Origin of the sequence: Paenibacillus sp. VMFN-D1 (assembly GCF_003386155.1) — a bacterium.
Lineage (GTDB): Bacteria > Bacillota > Bacilli > Paenibacillales > Paenibacillaceae > Paenibacillus_AQ > Paenibacillus_AQ favisporus.
Genome location: NZ_QRDU01000001.1, coordinates 3,192,030 through 3,212,637, shown reverse-complemented (window position 1 = coordinate 3,212,637; position 20,608 = coordinate 3,192,030). Strand labels below are relative to the sequence as shown.

At 53.6% G+C, this 20,608-nt stretch carries 17 protein-coding genes; 11 read left to right on the top strand and 6 right to left on the bottom strand.

Annotated elements, in window-relative coordinates; all coding sequences use genetic code 11:
• The first annotated feature begins 27 nt into the window (after positions 1-27).
• The gene (locus C7820_RS14740; protein WP_116231506.1) at positions 28-981 is read left to right on the top strand and encodes a D-2-hydroxyacid dehydrogenase family protein; all 954 of its coding nucleotides are present in this window, start codon (positions 28-30) and stop codon (positions 979-981) included.
• A gap of 264 nt (positions 982-1,245) precedes the next feature.
• Complete coding sequence (locus C7820_RS14735; RefSeq protein WP_116231505.1) at positions 1,246-1,845, top strand: short chain dehydrogenase; 600 nt, start codon at positions 1,246-1,248, stop codon at positions 1,843-1,845.
• A gap of 205 nt (positions 1,846-2,050) precedes the next feature.
• Here the strand turns inward: C7820_RS14735 and C7820_RS14730 are convergent, their stop codons facing one another.
• The 4 genes from C7820_RS14730 to C7820_RS14715 form a co-directional block, all read right to left on the bottom strand.
• Positions 2,051-2,758 (bottom strand): DUF421 domain-containing protein, encoded by a 708-nt coding sequence (locus C7820_RS14730; RefSeq protein WP_116231504.1) that lies wholly within the window; start codon positions 2,756-2,758, stop codon positions 2,051-2,053.
• A gap of 268 nt (positions 2,759-3,026) precedes the next feature.
• The gene (locus C7820_RS14725; RefSeq protein WP_116231503.1) at positions 3,027-3,644 is read right to left on the bottom strand and encodes a hypothetical protein; all 618 of its coding nucleotides are present in this window, start codon (positions 3,642-3,644) and stop codon (positions 3,027-3,029) included.
• 203 nt (positions 3,645-3,847) lie between these two features.
• Positions 3,848-4,870 carry a cytochrome d ubiquinol oxidase subunit II gene (locus tag C7820_RS14720; protein WP_089546304.1) on the bottom strand — a complete coding sequence of 341 codons (1,023 nt, stop codon included), beginning with the start codon at positions 4,868-4,870 and terminating at the stop codon, positions 3,848-3,850.
• On the bottom strand, positions 4,867-6,213 hold the full coding sequence (locus tag C7820_RS14715) for a cytochrome ubiquinol oxidase subunit I (protein WP_116231502.1): 1,347 nt from the start codon (positions 6,211-6,213) through the stop codon (positions 4,867-4,869). The genes C7820_RS14720 and C7820_RS14715 overlap by 4 nt, the downstream gene beginning before the upstream one ends.
• A 196-nt stretch (positions 6,214-6,409) precedes the next feature.
• Between C7820_RS14715 and C7820_RS14710 the strand changes: the two genes are divergently transcribed.
• From C7820_RS14710 to C7820_RS14695, 4 genes are all read left to right on the top strand, one after another.
• Positions 6,410-6,775 (top strand): MerR family transcriptional regulator, encoded by a 366-nt coding sequence (locus tag C7820_RS14710; RefSeq protein ID WP_116231501.1) that lies wholly within the window; start codon positions 6,410-6,412, stop codon positions 6,773-6,775.
• A 109-nt stretch (positions 6,776-6,884) separates the two neighbouring features.
• On the top strand, positions 6,885-7,820 hold the full coding sequence (locus C7820_RS14705) for an NAD(P)-dependent oxidoreductase (RefSeq protein ID WP_116231500.1): 936 nt from the start codon (positions 6,885-6,887) through the stop codon (positions 7,818-7,820).
• 206 nt (positions 7,821-8,026) lie between these two features.
• Complete coding sequence (locus C7820_RS14700; protein WP_116231499.1) at positions 8,027-10,828, top strand: glycoside hydrolase family 2 TIM barrel-domain containing protein; 2,802 nt, start codon at positions 8,027-8,029, stop codon at positions 10,826-10,828.
• Between the two features lie 137 nt (positions 10,829-10,965).
• Positions 10,966-11,568 carry a TetR/AcrR family transcriptional regulator gene (locus tag C7820_RS14695; protein WP_116231498.1) on the top strand — a complete coding sequence of 201 codons (603 nt, stop codon included), beginning with the start codon at positions 10,966-10,968 and terminating at the stop codon, positions 11,566-11,568.
• A gap of 90 nt (positions 11,569-11,658) precedes the next feature.
• Here C7820_RS14695 and C7820_RS14690 read toward each other — a convergent pair whose 3' ends face one another.
• The gene (locus C7820_RS14690; RefSeq protein ID WP_116231497.1) at positions 11,659-12,546 is read right to left on the bottom strand and encodes an ergot alkaloid biosynthesis protein; all 888 of its coding nucleotides are present in this window, start codon (positions 12,544-12,546) and stop codon (positions 11,659-11,661) included.
• Positions 12,547-12,581: 35 nt separating this feature from the next.
• Positions 12,582-12,977: a nuclear transport factor 2 family protein gene (locus C7820_RS14685; protein WP_116231496.1), complete on the bottom strand. Its 396-nt coding sequence runs from the start codon at positions 12,975-12,977 to the stop codon at positions 12,582-12,584.
• A 282-nt stretch (positions 12,978-13,259) separates the two neighbouring features.
• On the opposite strand from C7820_RS14685, the gene C7820_RS14680 reads away from it, so the two are divergent.
• The 5 genes from C7820_RS14680 to C7820_RS14660 all read left to right on the top strand — a co-directional run bounded on the left by C7820_RS14680 (position 13,260) and on the right by C7820_RS14660 (position 20,534).
• The gene (locus C7820_RS14680) at positions 13,260-13,637 is read left to right on the top strand and encodes a nuclear transport factor 2 family protein (RefSeq protein ID WP_089546311.1); all 378 of its coding nucleotides are present in this window, start codon (positions 13,260-13,262) and stop codon (positions 13,635-13,637) included.
• 335 nt (positions 13,638-13,972) lie between these two features.
• Positions 13,973-16,471, top strand: a complete 2,499-nt coding sequence (locus C7820_RS14675; protein WP_116231495.1) for a glycosylhydrolase-like jelly roll fold domain-containing protein — start codon at positions 13,973-13,975, stop codon at positions 16,469-16,471.
• Positions 16,472-16,850: 379 nt separating this feature from the next.
• On the top strand, positions 16,851-18,344 hold the full coding sequence (locus tag C7820_RS14670) for a spore germination protein (RefSeq protein ID WP_258875240.1): 1,494 nt from the start codon (positions 16,851-16,853) through the stop codon (positions 18,342-18,344).
• 10 nt (positions 18,345-18,354) lie between these two features.
• The gene (locus C7820_RS14665; RefSeq protein WP_116231494.1) at positions 18,355-19,440 is read left to right on the top strand and encodes a GerAB/ArcD/ProY family transporter; all 1,086 of its coding nucleotides are present in this window, start codon (positions 18,355-18,357) and stop codon (positions 19,438-19,440) included.
• Positions 19,437-20,534, top strand: a complete 1,098-nt coding sequence (locus tag C7820_RS14660) for a Ger(x)C family spore germination protein (protein ID WP_116231493.1) — start codon at positions 19,437-19,439, stop codon at positions 20,532-20,534. Before C7820_RS14665 ends, C7820_RS14660 begins: the two co-directional genes overlap by 4 nt.
• The last annotated feature ends 74 nt before the right edge of the window (positions 20,535-20,608 follow it).

Sequence of the window (20,608 nt, the reverse complement as noted above, 5' to 3'; positions counted from 1 at the left end):
CAAAATCGGGAAGGGGAAATAACGGATATGAAATGCGCAATTCTGGACGATTATCAACGGGTTGCCTTATCGATGACGGACTGGTCGGCCGTCGCGGAGCGCGTCGAGCTCTGCGTATTCGATCATCATTTCGATGACGAGGAGGAGCTGGCTGCTGCGATCGAAGATTGTGAGATCGTCGTCATTATGAGGGAGCGGACGCCGTTCCGGGAATCGCTGTTCCGGCGTCTGCCGCGCCTGAAGCTGCTGGTCACGACAGGCATGCGCAACGCCTCGGTCGATCTGGCCGCGGCTGCGGAACGAGGCGTCGTCGTATGCGGAACGCAAGGAGGCGGTGAGGGGACGACGGAGCTGACCTGGGCGCTCATTCTCGGGCTCGCAAGAAGGCTGGTACAGGAGAACGAAGCGCTGCGCAGCGGCGGAGCCTGGCAGAGCACGATCGGTGTAGACCTGATCGGCAAGCGGTTAGGGCTGCTCGGCCTCGGCCATATCGGAAGCAACGTCGCGCGCATCGGGCAGGCGTTCGGCATGGAGGTTATGGCCTGGAGCCAGAACTTAACCGCCGACAAAGCCGCCGCCGCGGGGGTGAAGCTTGCATCGTCAATGGACGAGCTGCTGGAGAGCAGCGACTTCGTCTCCATCCATGTCGTGCTCAGTGACCGTACGAGAGGGTTGATCGGCGCGCGGGAGCTTGGACTCATGCGTCCGTCCGCCTACCTCATCAACACCTCGCGGGCACCGATCGTTGACCGCGAGGCGCTGATCGAAGCCTTGCGCACCGGTAAGATCGCGGGTGCCGGCCTGGACGTATTCGAGCAGGAACCGCTGCCCATAGACGACCCGCTCCGGACGATGCCGAACGTGCTGGCCACGCCGCATATCGGTTACGTTACCGAAGCGACCTACCGCGCCTACTTCCGCGGCATCGTCGAGGCGATCGATGCGTACCTGAAAGGCTCGCCTGTGAATGTGATTGGGTAACGAAAGCTACGTCATCACGCCGGACATGTTCAGCTGCTGTCTCGATCTTGGCGCATAGGCCGCCGTCGTAGGCGGTGCCATTATGAGGCCGAAGGAATTACGTTCCGATTCGTACAGGCATTGGTGAGATGATTTTTTAATGGAACGCCAAACCAAATCAGTGCAGCCCAAATTGATGGGAATTCTCCTATTGTGTTAAAATTTCTTGTGTTTGTTCAATGATATGAGCTTGCCGAATAATAGCTGGCACAGGAGGGTTCGAAAATGAAAATATTGATCGTCGGCGCAACGGGTACGCTTGGAACGGCGGTTCGCCGTGAATTGGAGCAGAGCCATGAGATCATTACGGCCGGACGCAAAGGGGCTGACGTCACCGTCGATATGTCGGTACCTGAAAGCATCATCGCCATGTATGATGCCGTTGGCAAGGTGGATGCGGTAATCTGCACCGCCGGACAAGCTTACTTCGGTCCGCTGCAGGAATTAACACCGGAACGTAATGAAATCGCGGTCTTGGGGAAGCTGAAAGGACAAATCAACCTGGTGCTGCTGGGGTTGGATCATGTAAATGATCAAGGAAGCTTCACCCTGACCACCGGTATTATTATGGACAGTCCCATTGTGGGCGGAATCTCGTCAGCGATGGCGGGCGGTGCCATCAAAGCCTTCGTACAGTCGGCAGCCATTGAAATGCCAAGAGGAATCCGAATCAACAATGTCAGCCCGAACGTACTGGAGGAGTCCATGGATACCTATGGACCTTATTTCCCGGGATTTGAGCCTATACCTGCTAGAAGAGCTGCCTTAGCGTTCCGGAAAAGTGTGGAAGGTGCCCAGACCGGACAAACCTATACGGTCTATTGAAGTAAGACGACCGAAGCGAATGTTGTTATCCGTAAAGTCGAAGCTAGTTTAACGAACTTAGCTGTCAGTGGACAAGAGCTTTGGCAGATATGCAGAGCCAGTGGTTGGAGGATATCCAGCGACTGGCTCTTTTTATGCAGTTCCTCGTTCTGCTATCCTCTACATGATCCGAAGGTTGGCAAATCGAATAATGGAACCCCAAGTCCTAACTGCTGCCGCTAGCGTCTTTGTCATAAGTCTGGACGTAAATCCCGTCCCCTTCCTGCCATTCGGCGATCAGAACGTTTTTATAATCGGTTATGTGATACGGTTCCAGCTGTGCTCTCAACCAGGATTCGTCAAATCCGAGATCCTTGATTTCGTCCCACAATACTTTTCCGTCGCGGATGATCGTTACGGGAACGTACACCGGTTTGTCCGGCAGATTCAAGTCCTCCCCGGTCGTTTTCTGATACTTGGATTTTTTTAAAATGCTGAGGGAGCCGTCGGCCTCCAAATAGCAGAAGGCGACCTCCCGAATCGAGAAGGTCTCGCTCTGGCGGAGCAAGCTTTGCAGCTGGTTTATGTTCATCCGGTTTTTCTTCAGCGCCTGAAGATCCAAAACGCCGTTTTTGATCAATGCAGAAGGCTTGCCCTCAAATATCCCCCGGAAAAACAGCGATTTTTGCCCCAGGTATTCGATAATGACAAGCAGCACTCCCCACAGGCAGATGGAATAGACGATATAAGACAACCCGACTTTCGGTTCATACAAGGCGTTTCCGAGCAGCTCTCCAAACACGATGGAGGCGATGAAGGTGAAGGGCGTAATTTGTTTGATGATTTTTCTTCCGGCAAATCTCACGATCACGAACAATAAAAAAAATCCGACGATTAGTTTGAGGGTTACAGGTCCTAAATGTATTTCCGGCATATGATTAACCTCGCAGCGGTTTCTATTTTGGATTACATTCTATGTATGCCCATATTGCGCCCGATATTTACTATCGACGTTTCAAGCAGGACGGTAACAGAAAAGAACCGGCATTTGGCCGGTTCCTGGATTAAGGATAAGTCTGTGCATCAGAGACTTGGCTTTCCGATATCGCAAGGAAAGCTTCCGCTAAGTGCAGCCTGGTTTCCTTGAAGATTCGTCGATCGACGTTTTCTAATGCGGCGAGTGGCGGAATGAAAGACAGATGTTACAGTTTGCTTATCGTCAGCAATCTTTTTCCCATGAACCATATGACAGTGCCGGTACCCCACAGGATCAGGGCGGACCCAAGGCCGACTACGGACATATAAGCATTGATGTGAGCCGCGCCAAAGCTGGCCTCCACAGGCAGGAACAACAGTGTTGCAATCGCGAGCAGACACAGTAACGCCCCGGTTAGATGATAAAACTTGACCCGGAACAGAGAGGCCAGCGGAAAAAAGTGAATTCCGACAATCAGAGCGGTGACGATGGGGATCAACGCCGTGCGGCCGGCGGCATTGCAGACAGCAACCGCAATGGCGATTGCGGCACCCTCTGCCGCAAAGACGAGATTGAAACGGATGGCGATCCGTTTGCCGGGCCTTGCATCAGCTACTGCGCTTTGATCGTTGATCTTCCGTGACCCGCGGATCAGCGAGGCACCTCCGATGAACAACACAACCCCAATGGCGACAGCTGCGGCTAACCACAAAGGAGCAGCTAACTCCTGCAATCCCATGATGCCGGTATACGCCCACAGCGTACCGAATAAGGCCATAAAAAAAACGCCGCTTGCCGTTCCGCGTATGGCAGAACTATGGATGGTGCCAGATGGTTTTTTCATAATGTTAACTCCTCCGAATGGATATGATCTTCACTGGATTCATCATATCAAACGGACCGAAACTCCCGGTATTCACGGTTGTCATGACTTTGATATGACAGTTGTCATCAATTTCCCTATGCTCAAACGCCGCAATGTTACGGCAGTATACCAGGCAAAAGAAGCCGACCGGCATAAGCGCCGGTCAGCTTCTGCAGGCCGTATTATTTTGTCCGCAAATACCGCTTGTCCTTCAGGAATAACCACCAGAACAAAATAAATACCGGCAGCAGAATGACGGTGCCGAAGCCGTAGCCCCAGAGCAGCGACACGAACATCGAGTGGTTCGTAAAACCGGCCTCCACGGTCAGGTCGGGGTGGACGATGTAGGGCATGTGCGCTCTCCCGTAGGCATAGCTCGCCAGGGCAAACTGCAGAATCACGGCGACGACGGACAGACGCAGCCAGCCTTTTCTGCCGTTTTTCCGGCGGATCCACAGTGCACCGTACCCGATGGCAAAAGCGACGACCGACAGCAAGAACCACATCGACTGCTCTTGCATTCGGGCTACGATCCATAACGCTTCCGGAACCATCGTAAACGTTGCCAGGACGGCCATCGCCAGCGCCAGCGGCCCCAGAACGACCGCGATGGAGCGGTAGTGCTGCGAGACCTGTTCGTCGCCGGCTTCCCGGCCGTAGTCGGACAGGAACAAGGCGGACAGGAACAGCTCGGTCAGAATGCCGAAGCCGACGTGGGCGTACAGCGTGGCGCTGGTCAGCAGCTTCCCGAACTCGAGCTGGGGAAACCCCTGGCTCATGTGAATAAATCCGCCGAGCGAAATCGGCAGCACGCTGACGAGCAGACCGGGGATCAGCAGTCCGGTGACGCCGGACACGATCCGAAGCGCCAGTTCATGCTTCTGGACAGAGTACGAATAGACGATGAACGCGCTCCGAAACAGCAGCAGGACGAGCACCAGGCTCACCGGCACGAGCAGGAGCGTGCCCAGGACATAAGCGGCCCGGGGAAAAAAGCCGACCAGTGCGACTACGAGCAGGACGAGGAAGACGTTGGTGACTTCCCAGGAAGGGGACAGGAAGCGATTTGCGATGTCGGCCGCATGCGGATTCCGTCTGCTGAACACCATGGACCAGAAGCCGGCGCCGAAGTCGATGGAACCGGCGATGGAATAGATGAAAATAAAGCACCAGAGAATGGTGATCGCAAGCTGCGTATCGCTCATAGGCTTCTCCCCTCTCCGTTGACGCCCTCTACCCCGTCGAAGGTAACCGGATGCCGTTTGAAATAGTAGTACATCACCACGGCCGTGACGATGAGCAGAAAAACATACAGGCCAAGGAAAAGGACAAACAGCGAACCGAGATGCTGCGCCTTCGTCGCGGCCGATACCGTCGTCTGCATATGGTAGATCGTCCACGGCTGACGCCCCGTACAGCTGAACACCCAGCCCGTTTCAATGCCGATCATGGACAGCGGGCCGGCCAGCAGCAGGGCGGACAGCAGCCACCTCGGATAGGCGCGCTTGGTCAGCAGCCGCAGACCGATCGTAAAGGCCGATGCGAGGATCAGCAGCGTGCCGATCCCGACCATGACGTTGAACAGCGTATGAATGATCAGCGGAGGCCACTGATCCTCCGGAAAATCATTCAGCCCCTTCACCACCGTGTCGAACCGGTTGCCCGCCAGAAAGCTGAGCGCCCACGGAATTTCGATGGCGCCTTTAATACTGCGGGTTTCTTTATCGGTGACACCGCCGATCGCAAGCGGAGCATAGGCCTGAGTCTCAAAGAGTCCCTCGGCGGCCGCCAGTTTTTCGGGCTGGTGCTCATGCAGCATTTGTGCGGTTTCGTGGCCGCTAAGCGTCGTCATGAGCGAAATGATCCCGCCGATGAGCAGTCCAAGGAACAGGCTCTTCTGGTGATAGGACCGCTCGCGTTCCGACGATCCGCGCTTTAGCAGCTTATAGGCGGCGACCGAAGCGACCGCAAACGCACCGGTCATATAGGCCGAGAGCAGGACATGCATGGCTGTCGTCGGCAGGCTCGGGTTAAAAACGGCCGCCCATGGATGGACGTCAAACACCCGGCCGTTTTCCATCCGGAAGCCGCTGGGCGTATTCATCCATGCGTGGGCGTCGGTAATGAGCACGGCGGACATGCTGGATCCAATCGCAACGAAGATGACGCTCAGAATCCGCAGGGTTGGCGGAAGCCGATCCGCCGCGTAGACATAGATGGACATGAACAGCGCCTCAAGGAAAAAGGCCCAGATCTCAATCTGGAAGGGAAGCGCGATCACTTGGCCGACGATTTCCATAAAGCCGGGCCACAAGAGGGACAGCATCACGCCGACCAGGGTTCCCGACGGAATGGCGACGCCAAGGAGAATGGCGAGGCCTTTGGTCCAGCGTTTGGCGAGCGTGGCGTAGTCCTTGTCCTTTTTCACCTGGTACAAAATTTCCGCGATGACGATCATGAAGGGGATGCCTACCCCGAGTGTCGCAAAGATGATATGAAACGCCATGGACGATCCGAACAGTGACCGTGCCAGCATAACGTTATCCATAAGAAGCCTCCGTTCTGAGCGTAAAGTCGCATCTTATTGTGAACCAAGGTTATCCAAAGTATTCCTGCACAGATAAATAACGCCAAGAGGTAAAGCGGCCGGAACAGAGAGTAAGCGGGCGGGGACAATGGATTGTGGCTGTAGCCACCCTGACTGTATAATGAAGATAAGATGACTAGGAAAGGGGCGACCCGGAGTGAAAATCAGCGAATTGTCGCAATTAACCCATGTCAGTGCCCGCTCGATCCGTCATTACGAAAATCAAGGTCTTCTAATCGCCGACAGACTGGATAACGATTACCGGGATTTCCCTGAATCGGCTGTCGGGCGGGTCAAGGCGATCCAGCTGTACTTGAAGCTGGGGTTGACGGTTGAAGAGATCAAAGCGTTATTCAGAACGGAAGTGGCCGATCCTGACGGTTATGAATATTGCGAGGAGATGCTGGCCACGTATGAGGGAAAGCTGAAGCAGGTAAATGAGCAGATCGAAGCCTTGCACGGGCTGAAAACATTACTGGAAAGGCAAATCGCCTTCACCAACGGGAAAAAGAATATTGTATAGCTATGACAGACTGGAGCGGCAGAAGATGCTCCGGTTTTTTTATGTTGACATTGACACTAGTGTAAACCTTTATGATGGGCTTAATCTCGTGATGAAGGGAGTTTTACCTATGAATACAGGCTTTCCAAAAGATAACCGTCATGCTGGCGATTCGTATGCGGCAGGCAACTCCAAATCAGTCACCCTCATCGGACTCGGCCCGATGGGACAGGCGATGGCGCGCGTACTGCTTGACCGCGGCTATGCCGTGACCTTGTGGAACCGGACCCCCGGCAAGGTGGAAGAGCTTGTCCGGCAAGGTGCCGTCCGGGCCGAGACGGTGGACGGCGCATTGGATGCGAATGAGCTCACGATACTCAGCCTCACCGATTACGACGTCATGTACGCTATTTTCGAACCGGCCATAGAGCGCTTGGCAGGCAAAACGATCGTCAACCTGAGCTCGGACACACCGGCGAACGCCCGTAAGGCGGCGGAGTGGCTAGCGGACCGCGGCGCCCGTCTCGTTACAGGCGGCGTGCAGGTTCCTCCTTCAGGGATCGGCCAATCCGGATCTTACACGTATTACAGCGGGCCAAGGGAGGCGTTTGAGGCTTATCAGGAGACGCTGGAGGTGCTGACCGGCACCGATTACAGGGGAGAAGATCCCGGACTTTCCATGGTGTATTATCAGATCCAAATGGACATGTTTTGGACATCCATGCTCAGCTACCTGCATGCGCTAGCGCTGGCTGACGCAAACGGCATTTCGGCGGAACAGCTTCTGCCGTATGCTTCAGCGACCCTGTCGTCGCTGCCGGGCTTCATCGCGTTCTACACGCCTCGCCTTGACGAAAGGCTGCATCCCGGCGATGTGGACAGACTGGCCATGGGCGTGGCGAGCGTCCAGCATGTCGTGCATACAGCCGAAGATGCGGGGATTGATACTGCTTTACCGGCTGCCGTTCTCCAGATTTTCAGGCAGGGAATGGACCAAGGATATGCCGGGAACAGCTTTACCAGCCTGATTGAAACGTTCAAAGCAGCCAAAGTGCGGAACACATGACCCGCTATGCCGAAGCCTGACTCCATTTGGTGTTCAGGCTTTTTTGTACTGTATCTGAGAAGCCGATTGACCTTCGTCAAGATATAGGGGTATACTTTATTCAATTTTTCAGAATACGTTTTCGTAGCTCGGCAAGAGCCGGAAAATGAGAGTCTGTCTTACATATAACGCTGCATGCAGCGTAACGATCTCAAGGAGGTTATCATTTGCTTACTACATTAAATCTAGCCGGAATTTGGGCACTCCAACTGGATGGGGAGAAGTCCGGATTGCAAACACCGTTCACCGATACGATGGGGCTCCCGGGCACGACATCCCATGCGCGAAAAGGGGAGCGGAACGAAGCCGCAGAGATCGGCTCGCTGACGGATGAGTATCGTTTTGAAGGCTATGCCTGGTTTTCACGGACGTTTGAAGTGGACGCATCACTCGCGGGGTTACCCTGCTTCCTTTACCTGGAGCGTACGCGTGTGACAACCGTTTGGATCGACGGTGAGGAATTGGGCAGCCGTAACAGTCTGAGCACCCCCCATGTGTACGAGCTCTCCGGAGGACTGGCGGCAGGGACGCATACGATCCTTATTCGTGTCGACAACACGAACTACCCCACCAAAGGCGGCCATCTCACATCCCCGGATACGCAGACGAACTGGAACGGCATCACCGGACGGATCGAGCTGCAATTTACGGGCCAGCGTTACCTGCAAAATGTCCAGGTCTATCCGGATGCAGCAAGCCGCTCGGTCACCGTCAAGGCGCGCCGCGTAGGCATCTCCGCAGACAAGCTGGTCGTGTCAGCATCCGGATTCAACGGCGATTCCGAGCACCGGCCGGAGGCGCAAACGTTCAGCCTTTCCGATGATCGCGAGGTCGTTATTACCTACCCGCTCGGTGAAGACGCCAGACTGTGGAGCGAGTTCTATCCCTACCTGTACAAGCTGAACCTTCGTCTGGAGGATGAGGAAGGAACGCTGCTGGACGTGACCGAAATCGTATTCGGACTGCGGGCATTCCAGGCTGACGGCGATAAGTTTACCATTAACGGGGTCCGGACTTTTCTGCGCGGGAAGCATGACGGCCTCATTTTCCCGTTGACAGGCTATGCGCCGACGACCGTTGACGAATGGCTGCGGGTGCTTACCATTGCCAAATCGTATGGCATCAACCATTATCGCTTCCATACCTGCTGTCCGCCGGAAGCCGCTTTTACCGCGGCCGATCTGCTGGGGATCTATATGGAGCCGGAGCTGCCGTTCTGGGGAACCGTCACCGACGAATCCGATCCGAACCATAACGCAGCCGAACAGGAATACCTGATCCAGGAAGGGTTCTCCATGCTGGAGAGCTTTGGCAATCATCCGTCTTTTGTCATGATGTCGCTCGGAAACGAGCTGTGGGGGAGCAAGTCGCGCCTCAGTGAGATCCTTGCCGCTTACAAAGCGTTCGATGACCGCCCATTGTATACGCAAGGCTCGAACAACTTCCAGTTCGTGCCGGACATTCTGCCGGAGGAGGATTTCTTTTGCGGCGTCCGCTTTTCGCGGGATCGTCTCTTCCGTGGTTCCTACGCCATGTGTGACGCGCCGCAGGGCCACGTGCAAACGGACATGCCAAGCACCCGCAAAGATTATGACGAGCAGATCCAGCCGTCCGTCTTCAGTAAAGGACCGGAGGAGGGATCGGGGAACAGCATCCAGATCCAGTACGGCACCGGTACGAAGACCGTGCAGGCGTCGGCCGTAGATGAACAATTAATCCCCCGCATTCCGGTTGTTTCGCACGAGATCGGCCAGTATGCCACCTTCCCGAATTTTGCCGAGATCGAGAAATACACGGGTCCCCTCAAAGCCCGCAATTTTGAAACGTTCCGGAAACGGCTCGAGGATAAGGGGCTTGGCCATTTGGCGGAAGCTTACTTTTGGAACTCCGGGCAGCTGGCGGTAGACTGCTATAAGGAGGAGCTGGAAGCTGCTTTCCGGTCCCGACGGCTGGCAGGGTTCCAGCTGTTGGATCTCCAGGATTTCAGCGGCCAAGGGACGGCGCTTGTGGGTGTGCTGGATGCTTTTATGGACAGCAAGGGCTTGGTGACTCCGGAGGAGTGGCGGACGTTCTGCTCCGACGCCGTGCTGCTGGCGCGTTTTGACAAATATCATTTTACAGCCGGCGAGCGTTTCGACGCACACGTCGAGCTGGCTTATTTCCGCGGCATACCGCTAAACGCAGCTGAGGTGGTCTGGAACGTTACAGAAGGCGGAACCATTCTGGCCGAAGGAACGCTGGCGGCAGAAGCATCCAAAGACGACAACTACGTCGACTTCGGGGATATCTCCTTTGTGATTCCGGAGCCGGCGGGAATGACGCAGGTTACCTTGTCACTCGCCATCACCGGGACGGATATCCGTAAAACCTACCCGCTCTGGCTCTACCCGGCGGGAGTGACTGTCGATGTATCTGCCGAGCAATGGGTAACCGCACTGGACCCAGGCGTCCTGGCGCGTCTTGCGCAGGGAGAGTCTCTGCTGCTTACGCCGGACCCGGCCCGGCTGGAATCGGCTGTAGACGGCACATACTGTACGGATTTCTGGTGTTACCCGATGTTCCGGTCGATATCGGAGAGCATGAACAAGCCTGTGCCTGTCGGTACGATGGGACTCCTGATCGATCACTTGCATCCGGCACTGCGGCATTTTCCAAGCGCGTCGCATTCGACGTATCCTTGGTGGAGCATCGCGACTCACTCGCGTCCGATCATTCTGGATGAACTGTCCCAAGCTTTGTCGCCGATCGTTCAGACGATTGACAATTTTGAGCGCAACCATAAGCTGGGCCTCCTGTTCGAGTGCCGGGTCGGCGCCGGCAAGCTCCTCGTCTGTCCGCTGAATACGGAAGCGGTGATTGATACGCCGGAGGGCAAGCAGTTCCTGCATAGCCTAATCGAATATATACGATCCGAAGACTTTGATCCGCAGGTTGAGCTTGCGCCTTCCGAGCTTCAGGCCATCCTGTAACTCACGATCTTAATGATGACTCCATCCAAACCGGACGATGGTGTAAGCGCACGGGTACGCTCAGTTGAGCCAAGCTGCCGAAACGTTGCAGCTCCCCGTAATATGCCCTATGATGAGAGAGAAAAGGGGAGCTGAACGTGGCAAGAACCAAAGCATTTGATACGAATGAAGTTCTGCATAAAGCGATGAAGGTGTTCGGAAGTCGGGGCTATGAAGGCACTACGCTGCCGGACCTGCTAACCGGACTGGGCATCGCCCGCCAAAGTTTGTATGACACGTACGGTACGAAGCGTGACCTGTTCGTGACGGCCGTCAAATATTATATGGATCGAAAAAATCGCGATTTGCTGGAATTGATGGACCAGCCGGGTGCGGTTATTGATAAAGTGAAGCTGGCATTCTCGACGATGATCAGCGCTCTGGCGGACCCGGAGCTGCGCCGGGAGTGCTTTATCATCAGCAGCGCGATTGAGCAAGCGCCTCATGACGAGGAGCTGGCCGCCTATATCCGCTCCAACACCGAACAGGTGGAGCAGGCTTTCTATAGCATGCTGGAGCGCGGGAAGGAGCGGGGCGAGATCGATCCGGAAACCCATATCCGCGAGCTGGCCCGGTTTCTGGCGCATGAGCGGATATCCTTGGTCGTTGCGGCAGAGATGGGGATGGACGAACAGAACCTGTACGGTATTATGCGGATGGTACTGTCTATCCTCAAGGCAAATGAAAGCGGTAATGAATAACACAGACTGGAAAAAAGGGCTGTCCCGTGTCATCCACCATGACCATGGGGCAGCCTCTTTCTTATGCTTATATTGGTCTTTGATATTGTCTTAGACCATTTCTTCAGCCTTTAAGCTTTGTTCAAACCAGCTCCGGTGGCTCCGGATAAAATCTTCAAGGGAACGCGGATTCCGCCCGGTTACTCGCAGCACCGTGTCCGTAACCTGATCTTCCACGCCTTCCATCCGAATACGGCGATCCAAATCAGCCAGGAATTCGGCATAATCATTCGGAACACCGGCAGCTGTAAGCGACTGCGCCAGCTGCTCTTCCGTAATGCGGCTGTGCTTGACGGCCAGGCCGGTAACCCGGCTGATTACCGCTGCGGCTTCATCATAGCTGAGGGATTCGGGGCCCGTAATGATATGCTCCGTATTGTGCGGTTCCTTATCCGTCAGCGCATGGAAGGCGACGGCCGATATGTCATCCGCATCAACGAAGCCGATTTTGCCGTCTCCGGCTGCGGTGATGATTTCTCCCTGCTGGCGAATCGTATGGCCATGTCCTGCTTCGGTAAAGTTCTGCATGAAATAGGATGGCCGCAGGACAGCCCACTCGGGCGCGTGCTCTTTCAGGTACTGATGGACGGGGCCGAAGACCGGCCCATGCTCCGTTACCGATGCGCTGGACAGCAGGACAAAGCGGCGGACGGAGGCGCCCAGTGCTTTACGGATCAAAGGGATCATGACTTTATCCGGGTGCATGCCCGTCGGGGCGACGAGATAAACCGCACCAATACCTTGCAGGGCTGCGTCGTGGGTGGAATCGTCGTACCAGTCAAAGCGTACATGGTCGGCCAGCGCATTCTCCATGTTGGACGGGCTTCGTCCGGCGCTCCGGACGGGATAGCCTTGGTTGATCAATAGCTGGGCGAGACGGGAGGAAGTTTTTCCTTGTCCTCCCGTGATTAGAATGCGGTTGGATGAATCGGTATGCATAAGAACAGCTCCTTTTTTTATCGTTTGGGTGATGATCAAAGTGCTAACGGGTTCCAGTAGTCCTGAAAGCGGACGATGCTGCCGTCCTTTACCTCTACGACTGAAATATACTTCTGCTCATATGGTTTGCCATCCGCGAAGACGGTCCCGCTTCCTTTGTACTGGGCAATAAATACCGGGGAATCCGCCGAAACATGGATCACCGGTTTGGTAAAGGAGCGAATCTCAATCAGGGTGTCCAGCATATCCAGATGCTGCTTCAGAGCCCTTTTACCCTTCAAAAGTTGAGGTAGCGCTTCAGGCGCGTAAGGGAATTCGAATACGACATCCTCATCAAATAAATCGAGAAAACCTTCATAATCTTTGTTCTTAATACGATCTGTGAACCAATGCATGATCGTTTCTGCCTGTACGGAAGAAATCGTGCCCATTTCAGATGCCTCGCTTTCTGCGGTGGATTGGACCTGTTTAGCAATTCGCCAAAGGTATGGACCTAATATAACAATTCCGGACCAAACAGTCAATAATATTTTGACTAAATAGTCCGAAAAAAGAAAACAAAGTGGAAAGAGAGCGCCTCTTAACAGGAAGCCGATCTCTGCTTTTCATGAATAAGGTGCACTCCATTGGCATACGGACGACGGGAGGTATACAATACCATTTAGGCGAGTATCGCAAATGACCCATGAAAATCTGTTCATAGGAGGGAAACCATGCCGCAGGAAGATGTGATCAAAACCGTGATGAAACAGTACATTGACCGCTTCAATCAGGATGATGTGGAAGGCGTGCTTTCCCTTTTCGGGGAAGAAGCCACCGTGGAAGATCCGGTCGGTTCACCGGCTGTAGAAGGGAAATCCGCAATCGCTGAATTTTACAAAAAGGTGGTTAATGGAAATACCCGAATCCGGCTTGAGGGACCCATACGGGGTTCTCACAGCAATTCGGGAGCCATGGCGCTGCAAATTACGACCTCAGCTGAAGGGAAAACCATTTCCATACCGGTCATTGAAGTGATGACCTTCGACGAACAAGGCAGCATCGCTTCGATGAAGGCATACTGGGGACCGGGGGATATGGTCATCAAGTAATACGGTATTGGCATAGGTGCCGCCGTACTGGAGCATATGCTGCCCGGTGCGGCGGCTTTATTTTTTCTGGGGAGCAGGATGCACGGGGATACTCACGACACCGGATAATCATAAAATTTGATTATTTTCACGTCCGGCAGCGGGTTATATTCTGGGGAGGCGCAGCCCTGAAGTCCATATTATTATATGATTCCGCACTATTTTAATATTGTCCTTTCCACGGCATGACGGTAAGATCGTTGTAGTTTGAATTGAAACCGCTTCCTAAAAAGAATTCCATATGCGTATTTCTACAGGTATGGATTGCTGATCAACGTGAAAATGAGGTGCAGTTCATGACGGAAATCGAAAATCTTAAACAGCAGTTTGCCGATCCGCCTGCTGAATTCAGCCCTATTCCTTTTTGGTTCTGGAACGATGCCCTGACCGAGGAGGAAATCATCCGCCAAATCCATGATTTTTATGCCAAAGAGGTGGCAGGCTTCGTCATTCACCCGCGGATGGGCATGCCCAGAGAGATCCCTTATTTGTCGGAGAAATACATGGACTTGGTTGAAACCGCCGTATCGGAAGCCGCCGATCTGGGGATGCGGGTCATTCTGTATGATGAAGGGATGTATCCTTCCGGCTCCGCCTGCGGACTCGTCGTGCAGCAGAATCCCGGGTTTGCCAGCCGGGGGTTGCGGCTTCAGGAGATCCCATGCGATAAGGGATCAGGCCCCGTGAGGGTCCCCATCGCGCTGTCCCCAGGGGAGACGCTGGTGTCGGCCCAAGCCGTCATCAAGCCGTCTGCAGGCGAGGCCCAGGTTGGAACGGCAATCGTGCTCGAATGTGAGAACGACGGCGTGTCGTTCACACCGCCGGCCGAAGGAAATTGGGCGGTCTTATTGTTTATCGAGACTCCGTCGCAGGGAACGATCCGCGGCGTTCATCCCGGACAGGACGATGGCGAGCCGGACGCTCCATTAGCGGCCGATTTGCTGAATCCGGATGCGGTGAAAAGCTTTATTGCGATAACGCATGAAAGGTACTACCAAAGGCTGCACCGCTATTTTGGAACGACCGTATTCGCCTTTTTCACCGACGAGCCGGATTTGCTCGGCCGCGGCCATATCAGGGAGCTGAAGCCATGGACGAACGGCTTCCTGAATGAGCTTATCGAAGGCGGCTTTCGGGAGCAGGACTTGACGGCGCTGTGGTTCGAGACGGGGGACTCGGCCGCTTCGGTCCGCGAAGCCTACGAAACGGCGGTCCGGAACCGGCTGGGCCGCACGTATTATAAGCAGATCGCCGATTGGTGCGAAGCGCACGGCATCAGCCTTACCGGTCATCCGGCGGGAAGCGACGACATCGGGCTGCTGGAGCATTTTCATATTCCCGGGCAGGATGTCGTCTGGAGGTACATTGCTCCCGAAGACGGCAAGTCGCTCACCGGCGTGCACAGTACTATGGGCAAGTGCTCATCGGATGCCGCCCGTCACCGGAGAAGACGGAGAAACCTGAACGAATGCTTCGGCGTCTGCGGAATCGAAGGCGGCTGGTCGCTGAGCGCCGACAATATGAAATGGTACCTGGACTGGCTGTTCGTCCGGGGTGTCAATCTGATCAGCCCCCATGCCTTTTATTACTCCATCCGCGGGGAGCGGAGGGACGAGCGCCCGCCGGATGTCGGACCTCATAACATTTGGTGGCCGGAATACGGCCGGTTCGCAAGGTACATCAAGCGGATGAGCTGGATGATGACAGGCGGCGTGAACGGAGCGGAGGTCGCCGTACTGGCGGGGGCCAAGCACCTGCCTTGGCAAATCGTCAAGCCGCTGTATGAGCAGCAGATCGAGTTCAATTACTTGGAGGAATCGCTGCTGAACACCTCCTGCGAGTTAGAGGACGGGACGATTGCGATTGCCGGTTACTGCTATAAAGCGGTCCTGATCGAGAATTCCCTAAGGCTTGCACCGTCCAGCCTGCAGTTCCTAAGGGCGTTTGCCGATCAGGGTGGTGTGATCATCGAATGGAGTCCTGAAGGCAACGATAGCGCAAACATCGGCCAGATCGCGGTAAACCGTACCGAAGAGGTTCCGGAAGCGCTGGAGCGCAGGCTGGGCTGGAAGCATAAGCTCGAACCCGCCGCGGAAGCGATTCGGATCAGCCGGGTGATGAAGGACGATATTTGTTTCTATGTCATCGTCAATGAGGGCGAAGAAGGATACGAAGGTGCCTTGCGGATCAACCACACCGGTACGGCGGAATACTGGCGGCCCTGGACGGGGGAATGCGAAGCGGCGGGGACGCTTCGAACAGAGGATGGACAGGTCGTTGACTTACATATAGAGCGCAGGGAATGCATCATCCTTGCCGTGGATCCGGCCTCGGATGAACAGGGGGCGAGCTTCAGAACGGAGCCGGCGAAGAGCAAGAGGGATGGGGACATATCAGTGGAGGACCTGTCGGAGGGCTGGCAGGTGGTGGATGGTCCATGGACCGGGGAGCTCCCTTCGCTGTCGTCATGGACTCATTGGGAAGGGATGGACCACTTCTCGGGAACCGTTGTTTACGAGCGGAGCCTCGAGCTCGCAGACCCGTCCGCGTGGTCGGAACTCCTGCTTGATCTCGGCGATGCCCATGAATTCGTTCAGCTCGAAGTGAACGGCAGGAAGGCGGGGGTCCGGATGTGGAAGCCTTACGTTTTTGACCTTGCCGAAACGGCCGTGCATCCCGGAACGAACCGCCTGCGTGTGTCCGTCACGAACAGCCTGGCCAACCGCTACGACGGCAAGTCATTCCCGTCCGGGTTGATTGGCCCGGTACAGCTGATGAAGGTGCCGCATCATTGAGATTTTCATTGGCAGGAAGACCTGAGTTCGTGACGGCAAGTTGTCGAACGACCATATGAAAGGTAACTCTTCGCTGCAGGCTGATCTTAAGGAATAGCGGATGACGTTACCCGTTTGACGGCCAGCTTGACGAAGCGGCACAGCGGTTCGAGTTTGAACCGGGACATAACCTTGATTGAGATTGACTTAAAATAACGGCAGAATCTGCTCCTCTTCCCGCGCTGCACAGCGTCTGTGCAGCCGTCCCGAAGAGGAGTTTTTCGTATTTGGCAATCCTTCGGTCGCATACGATGCACAACGATTCTCAAGTATATGGACTCTGCGAAATGGCGAAAATGATGAGAAAGATTCATAAACCGTGCTGCAAGGGGACCGACAAATGCCATTTTTCAAACAACTATGGAAGGCCATGCTCAAGGATGAATCTAAATCGCAGGAAGCCATTGTCGAGGCATATCCTGAAAACAACGAAAGGCCCTCTCTTCAACATACGCTGGAGCAATTTGACAATTGCGCCGATCTGGTGCACCGAACGTACCCCAAACTTCAAGTGGATATCGTGTACTTTAGTCCCATGATGGATATGGACAAGCTGACTCGCGACGTATTAACCCCGCTGCTGCAAGCTGGTGAAGCTGGATTATCCGACGTGTTGGAGCAAAGCCAATTTTCCAAAAATGAGGACAGTAAGCAAATCGTTAAAGGGATTCTTTCAGGACAGGCAGCCATCTTTTACGGGCAATCCGCCTATTTAGTGGATGTTTTCGGCCCCGAGTCGCGCGCCGTTACCCAATCCGAAACGGAGACGGTCATTACGGGCCCCCATGATGCTTTTACAGAACGTGCGGGAACGAACCTGGCGCTCATTCGCAGCCGAATTCGAAGCTCACATCTGAAAGTGATCCGGTTGTCTGTGGGGGAAGTCACCAAAACGGATGTGTTTATCCTTTATATAGATGGAATTGCAAACATGGATTATGTCCATGAGGCGATTAGCAGAATTAAAGCCATTGAAATGGACGCCGTGTATGACACCTCGATGCTCATCCAATGCATAGAGGACAGCCCGAAATCCGTGTTTCCCCAATTCATTACGTCGGAACGTCCGGACGCGATTGCATCCAAGCTGGTATCCGGGCGGGTGGTCGGGCTCTGCGACGGGAGTCCTTCAGCATTTAGCGCCCCTACATCCGTGTTCGAATTTTTTTCTTCCTCGGACGATTACTATCAACGATGGATGGTCGGTACAGGAATCCGCCTGCTTAGATTCGTTGCCTTTATCATTACGGTCGCCTTCACGGCCCTTTACGTGTCCGTCACGACATATCATTATGAGATGATTCCTGAAAATCTGCTGATCCCGTTAACGGAATCCAGAAGCAGGGTTCCCTTTCCGCCTTTATATGAAGCTCTGCTGATGGAAACCACGATCGAGCTGCTAAGGGAAGCCGGCGCCCGGCTTCCTACTAAAATCGGACAAACCATCGGTATCGTCGGGGGTATTGTCATCGGGCAGGCAGCCGTTCAGGCCGGTCTGACAAGTAATATTTTAATTATCGCCGTGGCGATCTCTGCGATCTCCTCCTTTGTTATTCCCAGTTATGCCATGAGCGGCTCGATTCGAATCATCCGTTTCGGAATCATCGTATTGGCAGGAATTTGGGGGAACTTCGGGATTGCGATCGGTTTCACCGCGATCATTATTCATCTTGGGGGAGTGCTCAGCCTCGGTACGTCATATTTAACTCCCGTTGCCCCGTTTAAGTTTAGGGATTGGAAAGATACGTTTATCCGGGCTCCATTTTTTATCCTGGATGAAAGACCTACGCAAACCAAGACTCCAAACCGGATAAGACAAAAACCCAGAAGGTAGGTGACGGCTCATGAAGGAGAAGTTATCTGCGTTTCACGCCACCATATTAATCTATATGACCCAAGTCGGCGTATTCAGTTTCAGCCTTCCCCGAATGCTTGCCCAGCATTTTGGAACGAACGGTTGGCTTGCGATATTCATTTTGGCGGCCTTTGTATTTCTGAACACCGCGATCATTGCTGTTGTTTATCGGCTGTCCAAAGGGAAATCCGTCTTTGAAACGCTGGAAAGGTCGATTCCCAAAATCGTTCTGTTCCCGATTTACCTTTGTTTATGCTGTTTCTGGGTAACGATCGGCTGTTTGGCCGCGAAAGAGTACATATTTATCTTTCAAATTATCGCTTTTCCTTCGACCCATCCGATGATCTTTATGTTTATTTTTTGTATGCTCGCCTATTTATTGATTAATAAGGGGATTTACAATATTGCCAAAGTTTCGACCGTTTTTTATATCATCACGGTGTGGATCCTTTTTTTGTTCTTTTTTTACTATCATGACTTTAAGTGGACCCGGCTTACGCCTTTCATTTTTCAAGGTGGAAATCCGGACAAAATCAAAGGTTTTTTCGATGTGTATCCAGCTTTTCTCGGATACGAGCTGACCCTACTGCTTTTTCCATATGCGGACAAAAAAACGCATCTCATGCGGTCGGCATTTATAAGCAGCGGGCTGGCGACCATCGTGTATGCGTTCATTGCCTTCGTCTCTTTTGGCTTTTTCGGTTTGGGCTATCTGAAGGTCCTGCAATACCCGATTCTGGTCTTGTTTGCTTATGTTCACCTTCCGCTCATTGAACGTATTGAGAATCTGCTTTACGGTTTTCTTTTGTTTACGACCATGATCACGACGGTGATGAACAGCTGGGCTGCCGTTGAGGTCGGGAAAAGGATGTTCCCCAAATTAAAAACTGCCGTATTAAGCTTTTTGATAATATTGTTCGGTTATGTGATCTCCTTTATCCCGGAAGGGCTGATGGAGGCTCAAAGGTGGCTGCATTACGCGGCTTACATCGAAATCGGTCTTGCTTTCGGCTTCACGATTGCTTTGATCTTGTTGTTGCTTATTCAACGGAGCAGAGGTGAATTACAACGATGAACAAAAGGTGGCCCGGATTATTGTTGACCCTTGCCATGCTTACGGGATGCGACGATCAGCACATATTGGAGAGAACCGGATTTTGTCACACGATCAGCTACGATCTTTTGCCGGACCATAATTTTAAAATCGGACTGAGCGTACCCAAGGCAGACCCGAACTCCAAGACGGACCGGGAAGTGCTGCAAGCCATCGCCCACAGCAGTAAGGACTCACAACCGAAATTGGTCAGACAAACCAGTCTGCTGCTGGTTAACGGACAACTGCGGAACCTTCTCTTCAGCCTGCCTTTAGCCGAGGGCGGTCTTTTGGACCAGATGGATACGCTGAGCCGAGATCCATCGATTCCGCCTAAAGTCAAGATTACTCTGGCTGATGGCGATGCCTATGATTTGCTTAAAAAAAATTACAAGGAGCACCCCCGAACCGACCGGTACATTTATACTTTGCTGGAAAAGGAAGCGGCGTATCAGACGGTGCCTGAGGCTACCCTGTACGAATTCATTCGGGATTATTACGATGACGGAATTGATCCGATCGCTCCGATCATCAAAGACGCGGGAGATACGATTACGGTCTCCGGCGTAGGACTGTTTAGAGGGGACAGATATATTACCAGAATCAAACCGGATGATTTGCACATATTGGCTTTGTTACGACATAATCTGCGGCATGCGGATATGACGATCCATCTGGCTTCGGAAGGACAGCACAAAGAGCTGATCACCTTCAACTATTTGAAGAGTGACCGGAAGATCGATGTTCTTCGCGACAAGAGCGGTAAACCCATGGTGATGATTCATATCAAGGCGTCCGGATCGGTGCTCGAGTATATCGGAAAATTGAAGCTGCACAGTGATGCGGACCGAAATACATTATTGCAGCAGGCAGCCAGGCATCTGGAGAGCAGAGCCGAAGAGATGATCAAGTTTATGCAGGATAACAAGGTCGACAGCATCGGGATTGGTGCTTATGTGCGCAACAGTATGAGTTATGCGTCCTGGAAGAAACTTGACTGGTATGAAGAGTATGCTCATCTTACCGTGAAATGCAAGGTCGATTTAAACATCGTCAACTCTGGTCAAACCCTCTAGAAGCGGCTAACTGAGGCAGGGAAGGGGTTATTCAGAAAGACGAAAAAAAGGGGGTTGACACCAACCGCATTTAA

Excerpts from the sequence above, each read along its gene's own strand:
- C7820_RS14740 (WP_116231506.1), top strand. The coding sequence starts at position 28 with ATGAAATGCGCAATTCTGGACGATTATCAACGGGTTGCCTTATCGATG.
- C7820_RS14735 (WP_116231505.1), top strand. The coding sequence starts at position 1,246 with ATGAAAATATTGATCGTCGGCGCAACGGGTACGCTTGGAACGGCGGTT.
- C7820_RS14730 (WP_116231504.1), bottom strand. The coding sequence starts at position 2,758 with ATGCCGGAAATACATTTAGGACCTGTAACCCTCAAACTAATCGTCGGA.
- C7820_RS14725 (WP_116231503.1), bottom strand. The coding sequence starts at position 3,644 with ATGAAAAAACCATCTGGCACCATCCATAGTTCTGCCATACGCGGAACG.
- C7820_RS14720 (WP_089546304.1), bottom strand. The coding sequence starts at position 4,870 with ATGAGCGATACGCAGCTTGCGATCACCATTCTCTGGTGCTTTATTTTC.
- C7820_RS14715 (WP_116231502.1), bottom strand. The coding sequence starts at position 6,213 with ATGGATAACGTTATGCTGGCACGGTCACTGTTCGGATCGTCCATGGCG.
- C7820_RS14705 (WP_116231500.1), top strand. The coding sequence starts at position 6,885 with ATGAATACAGGCTTTCCAAAAGATAACCGTCATGCTGGCGATTCGTAT.
- C7820_RS14690 (WP_116231497.1), bottom strand. The coding sequence starts at position 12,546 with ATGCATACCGATTCATCCAACCGCATTCTAATCACGGGAGGACAAGGA.
- C7820_RS14685 (WP_116231496.1), bottom strand. The coding sequence starts at position 12,977 with ATGGGCACGATTTCTTCCGTACAGGCAGAAACGATCATGCATTGGTTC.
- C7820_RS14680 (WP_089546311.1), top strand. The coding sequence starts at position 13,260 with ATGCCGCAGGAAGATGTGATCAAAACCGTGATGAAACAGTACATTGAC.
- C7820_RS14675 (WP_116231495.1), top strand. The coding sequence starts at position 13,973 with ATGACGGAAATCGAAAATCTTAAACAGCAGTTTGCCGATCCGCCTGCT.
- C7820_RS14670 (WP_258875240.1), top strand. The coding sequence starts at position 16,851 with ATGCCATTTTTCAAACAACTATGGAAGGCCATGCTCAAGGATGAATCT.
- C7820_RS14665 (WP_116231494.1), top strand. The coding sequence starts at position 18,355 with ATGAAGGAGAAGTTATCTGCGTTTCACGCCACCATATTAATCTATATG.
- C7820_RS14660 (WP_116231493.1), top strand. The coding sequence starts at position 19,437 with ATGAACAAAAGGTGGCCCGGATTATTGTTGACCCTTGCCATGCTTACG.